Here is a 12,628-nt window from a genome sequence, read left to right on the forward strand (position 1 = left end):
CATCTATTATTTACTAATAAAATTACTTTCTAAAGGTATAGTTAAATGTCTGAAACAATTGCAAAAGAAACACATAGTTTTCAAACAGAAGTTAAACAGCTTTTGAATCTTATGATTCATTCTTTATACAGTAATAAAGAAATCTTCTTGCGGGAACTTGTCTCAAATGCAGCAGATGCCGCAGATAAACTTAGGTTTGAAGCATTAAGCCATGACGATTACTTTGGTAACGATTCTGATCTTAAAATTCGAATTACTACAGATAAAGACGCAGGTACCTTAACGATTAGTGACAACGGCATTGGTATGACCAAAGACGATGTAATGAACAACTTAGGTACCATTGCGCGTTCTGGCACTTCAGAGTTTTTGAAGAACTTAAGCAAAGAGCAAAAGGAAGACAGCAACTTAATTGGCCAATTTGGGGTTGGGTTCTATTCAGCGTTTATTGTCGCTGATGAAGTAGAAGTGAGAACTCGCCACGCTGGCGCTTCAGCTGAAGAAGCCGTTAGCTGGGTTTCTAGAGGTGAGGGCGAGTTTAGTGTTGAGTCAATCCAAAAAGATAGCCGCGGTACAGATATTATTTTACATCTAAAAGATGACGAGAAAGAGTTTTTAGAGCCATGGCGATTACGTTCTGTGATTAGCAAGTACTCCGATCATATTTCATTACCAGTGGAAATGGAAAAAATTGATATGGGTGAAAAGGCCGAGGACAAAGAAGACGATGAAGTGGTGGTGCCTGAATTTGAAGTGGTCAACAAAGCAACTGCCCTTTGGACTCGTCCTAAATCTGATGTTAAAGAAGAAGAGTACAAAGAGTTTTATAAGCACATTTCTCATGACTTTAATGAGCCATTGGTATGGTCACACAATAAAGTAGAAGGTAAGCAAGAATACACTAGCTTACTTTATCTACCCAAAAAAGCACCTTTCGATCTTTGGAACAGAGAAAAGCCACGCGGCGTAAAACTATACGTACAGCGGGTTTTCATTATGGACGATGCTGAGCAGTTTTTACCCGTTTATTTAAGAATGGTGCGTGGTGTTTTAGATTCTAACGATTTGCCACTCAACGTTTCACGAGAAATTCTACAAGATAGTGCTGCAACTCAATCTTTGAAAAATGCTTGTGTAAAACGCGTTTTAAATATGCTTGAAAAACTTGCTAAATCTAATAAAGAAGATTATCAAGGTTTCTGGGATGAATTTGGCAGTGTATTAAAAGAAGGCTTAGCAGAAGATCATGCTAATAGAGAAACTGTTGCTGGGTTGTTACGGTTTGCATCAACCACTCAAGATAGCGAAGCACAAAGCGTTTCTTTAAAAGACTATACTGAGCGCATGAAGCCAGAGCAAGATAAGATTTACTTCTTGGTGGCAGATAACTACGCGACAGCAAAAAATAGCCCTCATTTAGAAATCTACCGTAAGAAAGGGGTAGAGGTGCTGTTACTAACTGATCGCATCGATGAGTGGGCAATGGGGCACTTGACTGAGTTCGACGGTAAAAAACTACAAGCAGTTACCCATGGAGAGTTAGATTTAGGTGGTCTTGAAGACGAAGCAGATAAGAAAGCAGTAGAAGAGGCAACTAAAGAGAAGTCTGACTTAATCGATAAAATTAAAAAGGTTCTGGATAACAAGGTTTCAGATGTTAAAATTTCAGGACGTTTAGACCAGTCGCCAGCTTGTGTTGTGGCCAGCGATGGGGGAATGAGTTTGCAAATGGCGAGAATGATGAAAGCGGCAGGGCAATTTGCGCCAGACGCAAAACCCATTTTCGAAATTAACCCTAGCCATCAATTAGTTAAGCAACTAGAAACTGAAATGTCAGAGCAAGATTTTGAAGATTGGGTTTCAGTGCTGTTTGATCAAGCGGTATTATCAGATAGCGGCCAACTTGATGATCCAGCGACTTTTTCACAGCGACTTAATCGTTTGTTGGTTAAATAAATACACACCAAAAGGCACAGTAATAAGGGGAGCTATAGCTCCCTTTATTTTTGAATTTGACGAAAAAATTGACAATTATTAAAACCATTCTTTAGGACCTTAAGATTAAATGAATTTACTACCGCATATAGAAATTGAAACCAAACCAGAGCCAACTGCTTCGGTTATTTGGCTGCATGGGCTAGGCGCTAATGGACATGATTTTGAGCCTATTGTAAAAGAGTTAGGCCTAGAAAATAGCCCAGGGGTGCGTTTTATATTCCCACATGCGCCATCGATTCCGGTTACCATAAATAACGGCTACGTGATGCCTGCTTGGTATGATATTTTAGATATGTCAATTGATAGAAAAGTTGACGCTACCCAACTACGCCAATCTGCACAGCAAATCGTAAAGTTTATCAATCATGAAATTGAACGTGGCATACCTGCAAACAAAATACTGATTGCGGGTTTTTCACAAGGTGGCGCTGTGGCACTAGAAGTTGCTCTAAGTTACCCGCAACGTCTAGCAGGGCTAATGGCTTTGTCTACTTATTTTGCAACACAAGACAGTATTGAGCTAACTAACGAAAATCAAGATACTCCCATTTTAGTGTGTCATGGGGATTACGATCCTGTGGTACCGGTGCAACTAGGCGCAGGGATTGCCGAGACTTTAAAAGCGAAAAACTACAGGGTTGAATTTTTGCGCTACCCTATGGAGCATGCGGTATGTCCACAGCAGATTCAAGCAATCGCTACTTGGCTAAAAAAGGTTTTACAATTAACTTAACAAGCTTTTAATATTGCAACGCAAATTGAGTTATTGATATTAATCTGCGCAATCATTAAACCAATTAAAAAAGGCTGTATTAACAGCCTTTTTTAGTTTTGCGTATGCTTCTATTTAACTATACCCAATCAGCTTGAGGGCTAATATCTGCATCATAGTCTACGCCACTAAAACCAAAACCAAACAGTTTTAAAAAGTCTTGGTGATAACCTGCGTAGTCGCCTAGTTCAGGGAAGTTTTCAGTGGTAACTTTAGGCCAAATCGCTTTAATTTTAGCTTGGATTTCGTCGTTAGTTTCAACTGTATCCATACGCAAACGATTCATCTCGTCAGTTTGCGGATTATCGGCTAGCAATAGTTGGTTAAACAGTCCGTAAATTTGTTGAATAACGCCTTCATGACAGCCTTCATCTTTCATTACTTGATACATTAAGGAAATGTAAAGTGGCATAACCGGTATCGCAGAACTTGCTTGGGTAACTACTGCTTTTAGTGAAGTCACGTAAGCTTTTAAGTTTAAATTTGAGTAAGTTTGGTTGAGCGCACTAGAAGCACGATCTAAGTCTTCTTTAGCTTTACCAATGGTTGCATGACCATAAATTGGCCAAGTGAGCTCCTTACCAATGTAGGTATAAGCGGTAGTTTTACAATTGTCTGCAAGTACACCTGCGTCATTTAGCGCCTTAATCCAAAGTTCCCAATCTTCGCCGCCCATAACTTTAATGGTGTTATCAATTTCTTCTTGGTTAGCGGGTTCCAACTCTATTTCGTGAACAAGGTGTTTGTTGGTGTCAAAAGTTTTAGTGGTATAGCGTTCGCCAACTGGCTTAAGCGTTGAGTTGTAGGTTTCACCGCTGTCTGGATCTGTGCGTCGTGGTGAGGCTAAACTATAGATGACTAAATCGATTTTGCCTAAGTCTTCTTGAATAGTTTTAATTGTTTGATTTTTAATCTCATGGGAAAAAGCGTCGCCATTAATGGTTTTGCAATATAAGCCTTCATCTTTTGCCGCCTGATGAAAAGCCGCAGTATTGTACCAGCCTGCTGTGCCTGTTTTGCGCTCACTAGGCTCTTTTTCGAAACAAATTCCTAAAGTCTTTGCGCCGCCAGCAAAAGCCGATGTAATTCGTGAAGCTAGACCATAGCCTGTAGAGCAACCTATGACCAAGACGTTTTTAGGTGCGTTAGCTAATTTGCCTTGCTGTTTAACGAAATCAATTTGCTCATTTACCCCAGCTTGGCATCCGATAGGATGTGCGTTGGTACAAATAAAACCTCTAATTTTGGGTTTGATAACCATAATTTAGTCATTCCTCTGGGTTATTATTTTCAATAACATAAACCGTTACTATAAATCACCGCGCATGTTAACGCGCATTTCATTGGATTTAAAGGCTTTTTAAAGAGGTCGGGCTTCGTCTTGTTTATTAGTCGATACGCAAATGACGCCAGTCGAAGCTGTTTTGACTTAGGTCTAAATGCTTATATAGGGCTAGAGGTTTATACCTTGTTGATTTGGTATAATGATAATTGCGAGAATAAACAGGCTTTTAGTTTTCTCGCATACCAGCAATTTAAAAGCTAACGATTTAAAAGCCGACTATTTAAAAGACAGGCTTGTAAAAAGACAATATAAACAGCCTAACCAAGGAAACAAGCCCATGCCACAATTAAGAAGCGCTAGACTCATGCTAACGTTAATGGAAGACAATGAAAGCGACAATGAGCTTTTATTTGAGTTAGATCAAGATCCTGAAGTTATGCGGTTTATCACTGGTGGCGTTGTTACTTCACGCCAAAAGTTCAGCCAAGTCATGCTGCCCCGAATGGAGCAATACAGAAACCCAGATAAAGGCTGGGGGCTTTGGAAAGCCGTTACACTCAGTGATAATCAATTTATTGGATGGATCCTAATCCGCCCTATGGAATTTTTTAGTGATACCCCGCAGTTTGATAATTTAGAAATAGGGTGGCGTTTTATGCGCAAATCTTGGGGGCATGGATATGCCACCGAAGCAGCTGACTGTTTATTGAAAGGCTTAACTCAACAACAAGAGGTAAGCTATTTTACCGCACTTGCCGATAAGCATAATGCAGCTTCCATTAATATCATGAAGAAACTTGGTATGAAATATCTTAAAACAGCGATTCACAAAGATCCGTTAGGCGATTCAGAAGCCGTTTTTTATCAGTTAAAGGTCAATTAAAAACTACAGCAAAGGAACATCCGGAGCCTTGTAAAGCATACTGTTAAATTGCGCGCGCAAACATATGTCACGAATAATTCAAGTTGTTAAAAGTCTAGCAAGTTTGCGTAATTGTTGTTACAAGGTTTTAATTTTCTAGCTTAAATTTGCATAAAACCTAGAGGCTTTAGCCTGATACAGCATTTAATAAAATTCAACATGAAATTTAGTAATGCAGTTGCTAATCTAAAATTGAATTAGGAGAAAGACAACGGGTTGTAACTTAAAGTTAAGTAATAATGACGATAAAGTGAATAATAGAAAAGTGATTGAAAGCACTTTTATTAACTTGGGGCATTGAACAAAATTTTAATTAATGCTTAAGGAGATTCACATGAAAAAATTATCAATGGTAATCAGTGCGCTAGCTGCTAGTTCGATTGCACTTAGTGCTAATGCTGGTAGTTATGAATTTGCCGCTGCCGACAATAGTCACGGAACTCAACTTTGTATTGCTGCAGTGACCAATGACTTGGCCAAATATCGCAGTTTAGTCAATGAATTTGAAAAGGGTACTCGACTTGAAAGCCGTGCGCATCGCGTTGTAGCTAACAAACAGAAGTGTAATGATATTAATATTGTTCGCTTTTCTAGAATGTACCAAGCGGGTGAAACCTCTCGATTTATGTCGCAATTTTTAGAAAGAAGCGTTTCGGTTAAACGTGATTTGGCCGAGCAAGCTCCTTTAGACAAGAATGCACTAGTTAAGCCGGTAATACTGGTTTCTGGTCGGTAACAAACAAAGCCTCTAGCCAACTGCTAGAGGCTTTTATCAACCCCTAATTAATCTTAACCTTCTACATTGTGGTAAATGTTTTGCACATCGTCTAAATCATTCAGCATGTCGATGAACTTATCAAACATTTCTTGATCTTCTTCAGCTATTTGCATGGTAGTTTGAGGTAAAAACTGTATTTCATCAATTTCAAACTCGACTTCACCTAGTACGTTGGTGAGCGCCTGTTTGGCTTTAAAGTATTCGGTGTTGGGCGTGAAAACACTAATTTTACCGTCTTCACATTCTATATCGGTGACATCGACATCGGCTTCCATTAAAGCTTCTAAAATAGCCTCTTCGTCGGTGCCAGAAAACACGAAAATAGCACTGTGATCAAACATATGGCTTACGGCACCTTGTGCGCCAATTTTTGATTTAGTTTTAGTAAAGCACAGCCTTACATCGCCAAATGTTCTATTAGGATTGTCGGTAAGGCAATCTACAATGACCATACAGTTACCTGGCCCAAAACCCTCATAGCGGGCAATATCAAAATCTTCGCCGCCTGCGCCTTGTGACTTATCAATAGCTTTTTCAATAACATGGCTAGGGACTTGATCTCTTTTGGCGCGCTCTAGTAAGCTTCGTAATGCGAGGTTTGCATCTGGATCTGGGCCACCAGATTTGGCACAAACATATATCTCACGGCTGTACTTGCTATAAACTTTAGCATTTGCGTCAGAAGTTTTAGCCATAGATTCTTTTCTGTTCTGAAATGCTCTACCCATTTTAATTCCTGTTATATAAAGTTTAAGTCGCTTAGCCACCGTATTATTGGTTAAGTCAGACCATTTGAGCTGAATCTTAAGCGATTCTGGCTAGCGCTTCAATCACCAGGGCTGATATTGGTGATTGAGCACTAGATATTAAGGCTTAGCTTTATTGCTAACAATAAGAGTTAAACACCTCATCAGCGGCTTCACCGGCGGCAATACGTTCAATGATTTCATCACGGTGTTTTTTAACGTCGACTTTGGCAAACTGCGCTTTGTTGGCAAAATAATATTGTGACATTAACTTAGTTGCTGCAGCAATGCTGCCTTTCTCTGTTTTTAACTTGGCGATTTTTAGCTTTTTAGGCTGTTTAGCTGCAGCTTTTTTGGGCGGTGATACTTCTTTTAACGGTGAGGTATAACCAAGGTTTGAGACAGCATCTTGCGGATTAGTTAAAGGACTATTGTTGGCTGTAGTTTGGTGTGCGTGGTCGATTGAGCCATCAGCTGTTTCAGCTGCAACGGAAGTAGAGTTAAGGGCTTGCTCAACTAAGGTTGAGGCGGCAGGAGCCACCGCAAACCTTTCAAGTAGCGCGACTCTGCCACGATAAAATGGAATTTGTTCTGGTTGCATAGGTTGGTCTATTTTAAACCACTTAGCTTGATGGATTTTATTGAGTACGGTATCCCAGTAAGCTTGTAAGTCATTCTTTTTAAGCGGTTTAATACCTAGTGCTTGGCAAATATAAGGGCTTGATTCGTCATTAAGTGAAACAAAAATATCAGGCCGTTTCATGCTTAATAGTCGAGTAGCGGGGTAGAGCAATGCTTGTTTAATTCCATTGTTATTTAGCCACTCTTTGTAGCCATCGCTAAACTGCATAAAATGCCAACCATCAATTGGCCCTGTTTTTGGAATTATTTTAAGTAGTTTAGACAGGCCTGCAGGATCTTTCTTTAAGACTTTTTTAAAGCTCGTCAATCCCGTCATATCACCAAGCATAGTGAAAACAAAGGGATAGGCTTTTTGTGCTGCCTTATCCGCAATACCGCCAATAAGTAGCCTTTCAGTTTCGCTCGAAGTGGCCACATCTTTGTCTTGATTAAGAATGATATCGGCTTGATTAAGTAATTTTAGGCACTCATTGACTTGATAGCTGTCTGCTAGTAACTCAATTGCACTTAAGTATTCGTTCCAATCAGCCCCTAACAAAGACTGTACTTGGTTGATTTTTGTGCAACTGCTAGACTCACTCGTTTCTTCGCTCATAGTATTCCTACACTTTGATATTTTAACCAAGAGTTTAGTGATAATAACATTGGTTATGATGCGAATGGATTTTACTGATCTAAAAACTAGTGTAAAGTCTCACCACGAAAATAACCAATAAATTACTGTTTCATTAGTTAAATTAATTGATTGCTAAGTTCTAGTGGCAAGGCCTAGCTACAAAGAAAGCCACCAGTATTACTGGTTAATGAGCTATGCATTAAACAGTCTATTAATCTAAAAACTTATCAGTAAAACAGCTTAAGAGAGCGTTAGGTGAAAAAAAACATTTCTAAATACCATAAAATCTTGGGTATTGTTATGCTTCTTCCATTTTTAGGATGGGCGGTCACAGGCGTATTTTTCTTTATTAAGCCTGGCTATAGTGAAGCATACCAAAGTCTAAGCGTAAAATTTTACCCTTTAAAAAACATACCCAAGCTAACACTTAAGCAAGATGTATTCGAGTTTCGACAAGTTGAAACGCTACTTGGTATACACCATTTATACAAAACTAAAGACGGCTGGAGCAACTGGCTATTTCAAGAGCAAAATGGCGAATTAATTGAAACCAATCGCCCTAAGCTAGAACAAGCAAAAAAGATCATTGTTGATGCAATTAAGCAGAACCCACTTAGGTATGGCAGCCTTGTTAAAATTCAATCAGTGGAAAACGCAGAAAATCAGTTTAATGCGACGACTTCCACCAACGTGACTATCGCATTGAATTGGGACAATTTATCATTACGGCAGAAGGGGGCAGATACCCGTTTTATCAATCAAATATACGATATTCACTATCTTCGCTGGACCGGCATAAGATGGTTTGATGACATTTTAGGAATAGTGGGATTAGGGCTCGTGGTATTATTGGCGGTACTGGGTCTTTATTTGAGTTTTTCAACTAAGCCCAAAGGTAGTAAATAGTCTAGTGGCGTTTTAAAATCATTCTAAAGACAAGGGGCGTAAGTGTTGTTTTTTGGGTTTTTGACTTTTTGACTTTTTGACTTTTTGACTTTTTGACTTTTTGACTTTTTGACTTTTTGACTTTTTGATTTTAGATTAATGATGATGGTTTGGTTAAAGCATAATTTTTTAGCGGACTAATTTCAATTTGCAAAGCGAACTAGATTAAAAAACATAACTTGCCCTTAACCATATTTCTCTTCCACGTGCGGGATATTGTTGAACCGTATTTCCACTAAAATTACCTAAGGCCACTGCTGATCCCGTTTGATACTCTTTATCGAGTAGGTTTTTCACCGCAAAGTTAAGTTTTAACTTTTCTGAGATCTGGTAACCCAAATTGCTATTCAGTAACAACAAACTAGAAGAGTCACTGAGAATTTCTACTTCGCTTCTCCAAGAAGCTAATAAGCTCCATTTCAATTCTTCATTAATAGACCAATTCATATGGGATTTAGCAATCGTTTTAGGGGCCAGTATTTTGGAGCTTGTAAACTCACCAGCCATAGTTTGCTCGGTTTTATTATCAAATAAATGAGTTAACGAAGAGTTAAAGTTAAGCGATTGGTTAAAGTTCCAGCGCCACTCTAGCTCGATGCCCAAGGATTCGTTTTCTGCTATGTTCCCTAAAAATACATTGTTATTTGCATCACTCCTAAAGCCGATTAAGTCTCTCATTTCATTTTGAAACAGGCTTGCAATGATGGTGGTGTGGTCACTGATCCATTGGTACTTAAATTCCAAAGAGGTTAACTCGGTTGCCGCTAAGCTTTGATTGCCAACGGTTAATCCGCTTTCTTCATCGTATAAGTCACCAAGTGAAGGCGCTCGGTAAGCTTCGGCATACATCCATTTAAAAATATGGTTACTGCTTTGTTGGTATACCAAGGCCAATCGCGGCATTAATGCGCTGTCAATATCATTGTAATGATCATAGCGAAGCCCAAAGGTTATTTCCCATTGCTTATTAATGGGTTTTTGCCATTGCCCATAAATGCTGTATATCTTTCTTTTTTTGTCTAATACGACGCGTTGCTCGTCATCATCAAATTTTACTATTTCGCCCAAATATTCAAGGTTGCCAAATAAATTGTAGTTAGAGCGTAAAAAACTTTGCGGTACTTCACTTTGAACAATTTCAGTACCAAAAGACAAATCACCGTGCTCTTCGAAATGGTAAACAGCATTCCCATACACGCGATTAGATTGGTAAATTAAATGTTCACCAAATAAAAAGTCTGCGTCGTTGAAGCCATCGCGTCCTTGTGGAATAAGAGCGGTGATCGTGCGGCGTTTAGCGTTTTGACTATCTGCGCCTATATCTATCTGCCAGTAGTCGGTACTATAAAGATCGTGAGATACGCCAAAAACGGATTGTTTTAAATGTATATGAGTTTGACCATCTCGCACCCGTCTGAATAAATAATAGTTATGTCGATCTGACTCCAAATGAAACGCTGATAATTGGGTTTTGTCTAAGTCTAGATTTAGCTCAAGTTGCAGCATGTCTTTAGGGTCATTGGTAGCGTTCTGGATCCCAAACCGATCAAATATTGGTGAATAAGTTTCACCTTTGTCGCTATAGTGAGTAAAGCTTAAACCAAGTTCTGAGGCACCCACTTGCGTTGTCGCGCCAACATCAGTTTGAAAACCGCTATTTTCTCCTGCACTTAATCTTACGTGCGGTGTGTTTTTAGTTACTATATTTACCACACCACTAAATGCATTAGAGCCATATAATGCCGAACCTGCACCGCGAATAATTTCTACTCGGTCTGCGTTGTGCAAACTCATATATCGATTTAAGTAATTAATACCACCGGTATAGTCATCGTTAAGCCTTTTGCCATTATGTAAAATCAGCAGCGTATTTGCGTATTTTTGAGGGTGTCCGCGCATGACTAAATATGATTGATTGCCTTCAGCGGCATTTAGCATAGAATAAAAGCCTGGCACATTTGACAGCAAGTCAGCTAGCGTTTCTACGCCTAAGTCATTCAGTTGTTGACGCGTAAATAAAGTTACCGAACCGGGCGTTTTTGATAAGTTTTGTGGCTTTAGTGTGGCAACACTTACTTTAATATTCAGTAATTGGCGTAAAGACAGTCCAGAAATGTCTTGGACCTCCATGCTTTTGACCATAGGTGCAAGGCCTAACGTCGTTAGAGCGGCTATACAGAATAATTTACCAAAGCTGTTGTTAATTTTATTGCTTTCCCGTATTTGCATGAAGCGCGGCATCTTTAGAGTTATATAGCGGTTAGTTTTATTACAACAATTCTATTGCTTTAAAACGCATTTTCTGAGTTTAGTAACAGCCCAAGTTAAATTATTAGTTTTATTTTACTGATACTAAAATACCTACTTATAGTATAAGCTTGAAAACAAGATTTTGTGGTAATTTATTTAAATTACAGACAATACGCCAAAGTCAGTAGATTGATGCCCCAGTGATGGTATGATTTGCAGTCTATTTGGAACGCGTTACTTAATTGAGCAAATTAAACGAGCATTAAGGTTTTATTTGGGTAATATCCTAGCCAACCGCGTGCTAATCGCAGTGTTAAAAATAAATGGACATTAAGTAAAGATTAGGGCAACTTAGGCGTTTTAGTGACTGCGTTTGAGGGCATACCTGTGTCTTCCAAAAATACTCCTTTGGGCAATTGCGTAAATCTAGTTGTTATTGTTGGTGCACGTGCTGCGGCTATTGATGCTGCTCTTGAGTTAGGCTTTAAGGTGTTGGTAGTTGCCGACAAGAAAAGCGCTTATCGTAATTCACAAGTCGAACTAATAAACGCCAATTTAGCATTAGATTATCAGCAAATTAAATCGGCCGTAACCAATCTTTTAACTGTGCCTCCCATTGCAATTATTGCCGTAACTGAACAAGGCGTTTTACCAGCAGCGAAGTTACGGCATGAATTTCATTTGAGTGGTCAAAGTGTTGCCAGCGCAACCGACGCTTTGTTTAAATCTAAAATGAAAGCGCGCTTTGAACAATTTAATTTACCCTGCGTTGTTACTTTACCAATCAGCAGTTTAACAATGGCTAAATCCGTTGCTAGCAAAATTGGTTGGCCATTAATTGTAAAAGGGCTCGCTTCGTCGGGTAGTCGTGGCGTATTTAAAGTCACCAGTATGGCAGCACTAGAGCAAGCAGTAAAACAAACCTTAGCAATGCCAGAGCTGGGCGGAGTTGCGCTAGAGCCCTTTATTGATGCTAGGGAGTGCAGCGTAGAAGTGATTGTTCAAAACGGACAAGTCGTCTTTGAAAATATAACCGACTATTTAGAGCCAGGGCATACTAATTTATTACCGGCAGATTTTCGTCCCGCATTTTGCCAAAGCTTAAGCGATTTAGTAAACAAAGTAATAGCAGCGTTTGAATTTGATAGCGGAATTTTACATATTGAATTTTATTATACGCACGATCAAATTCTTATTGGCGAAGTTAATGCAAGAGCGCCCGGTGGGGGGTTAATGAATTTGATTTCACAGGCTTACGGTATTAATAGTTGGCAGTTTTTAATTAATGCGCAAGTGGGGGATCAAGCTAGTCAGCCAAATGCTGAGCCAAAACCAAAACCAAAACCAACAAAGTATATGGCTAATTGGATTATCCATCCAGGCGAGGGTACCGTACTCAACATTAGTGGCAAGCGGGCAGTAAAAAACCATCCCTCTACGCAGTCATTTAAGTTAAAATTACACGTTGGCGATAAAGTTAAACCACGAGCAGGTACTGGCTCATCGGTTGGTGAGCTTGTTTTAAGTGCAGAATGTCCGCGAGAGTTAAAAAAAGCAATGAGTTGGTGCCGTGCTACCCTTAAAATTGAGTTAGCGACTTATTCTTAGCGAGTTGAATGACAATCTAGTGCGAACATCGAGGCAAGACTTTAAATTGATCAGCGTATACTTGAG

General features: G+C 39.3%; 10 protein-coding genes. 6 read left to right on the forward strand and 4 right to left on the reverse strand.

What is annotated here, in order from left to right:
* Positions 1-45: 45 nt before the first annotated feature.
* Together htpG and ACUR5C_RS08050 are read left to right on the forward strand one after the other, a co-directional pair.
* The gene (gene htpG, locus ACUR5C_RS08045) at positions 46-1,956 is read left to right on the forward strand and encodes a molecular chaperone HtpG (RefSeq protein WP_454467839.1); all 1,911 of its coding nucleotides are present in this window, start codon (positions 46-48) and stop codon (positions 1,954-1,956) included.
* Between the two features lie 109 nt (positions 1,957-2,065).
* Positions 2,066-2,731 (forward strand): alpha/beta hydrolase, encoded by a 666-nt coding sequence (locus ACUR5C_RS08050; RefSeq protein ID WP_454467840.1) that lies wholly within the window; start codon positions 2,066-2,068, stop codon positions 2,729-2,731.
* Positions 2,732-2,849: 118 nt separating this feature from the next.
* Here the strand turns inward: ACUR5C_RS08050 and fabV are convergent, their stop codons facing one another.
* Positions 2,850-4,031, reverse strand: coding sequence for an enoyl-ACP reductase FabV (gene fabV, locus ACUR5C_RS08055; protein ID WP_454467841.1), 1,182 nt, complete (start codon positions 4,029-4,031; stop codon positions 2,850-2,852).
* Between the two features lie 361 nt (positions 4,032-4,392).
* Between fabV and ACUR5C_RS08060 the strand changes: the two genes are divergently transcribed.
* Both ACUR5C_RS08060 and ACUR5C_RS08065 read left to right on the forward strand, forming a co-directional pair.
* Positions 4,393-4,938: a GNAT family N-acetyltransferase gene (locus ACUR5C_RS08060; protein ID WP_454467842.1), complete on the forward strand. Its 546-nt coding sequence runs from the start codon at positions 4,393-4,395 to the stop codon at positions 4,936-4,938.
* A gap of 373 nt (positions 4,939-5,311) precedes the next feature.
* Positions 5,312-5,713 (forward strand): hypothetical protein, encoded by a 402-nt coding sequence (locus ACUR5C_RS08065; RefSeq protein WP_454467843.1) that lies wholly within the window; start codon positions 5,312-5,314, stop codon positions 5,711-5,713.
* 53 nt (positions 5,714-5,766) lie between these two features.
* Here the strand turns inward: ACUR5C_RS08065 and ACUR5C_RS08070 are convergent, their stop codons facing one another.
* Complete coding sequence (locus tag ACUR5C_RS08070) at positions 5,767-6,483, reverse strand: YebC/PmpR family DNA-binding transcriptional regulator (protein WP_454467844.1); 717 nt, start codon at positions 6,481-6,483, stop codon at positions 5,767-5,769.
* 157 nt (positions 6,484-6,640) lie between these two features.
* On the reverse strand, positions 6,641-7,738 hold the full coding sequence (locus ACUR5C_RS08075; protein ID WP_454467845.1) for a hypothetical protein: 1,098 nt from the start codon (positions 7,736-7,738) through the stop codon (positions 6,641-6,643).
* 276 nt (positions 7,739-8,014) lie between these two features.
* Between ACUR5C_RS08075 and ACUR5C_RS08080 the strand changes: the two genes are divergently transcribed.
* Positions 8,015-8,665 (forward strand): PepSY domain-containing protein, encoded by a 651-nt coding sequence (locus ACUR5C_RS08080; protein ID WP_454467846.1) that lies wholly within the window; start codon positions 8,015-8,017, stop codon positions 8,663-8,665.
* Positions 8,666-8,869: 204 nt separating this feature from the next.
* Here the strand turns inward: ACUR5C_RS08080 and ACUR5C_RS08085 are convergent, their stop codons facing one another.
* Positions 8,870-10,834 (reverse strand): TonB-dependent receptor plug domain-containing protein, encoded by a 1,965-nt coding sequence (locus ACUR5C_RS08085; RefSeq protein ID WP_454467847.1) that lies wholly within the window; start codon positions 10,832-10,834, stop codon positions 8,870-8,872.
* Between the two features lie 483 nt (positions 10,835-11,317).
* Here ACUR5C_RS08085 and ACUR5C_RS08090 point away from each other — a divergent pair, with 483 nt between their 5' ends.
* Positions 11,318-12,562, forward strand: a complete 1,245-nt coding sequence (locus ACUR5C_RS08090; protein WP_454467849.1) for an ATP-grasp domain-containing protein — start codon at positions 11,318-11,320, stop codon at positions 12,560-12,562.
* The last annotated feature ends 66 nt before the right edge of the window (positions 12,563-12,628 follow it).

It is taken from the genome of Aliikangiella aequoris, from assembly GCF_053709105.1.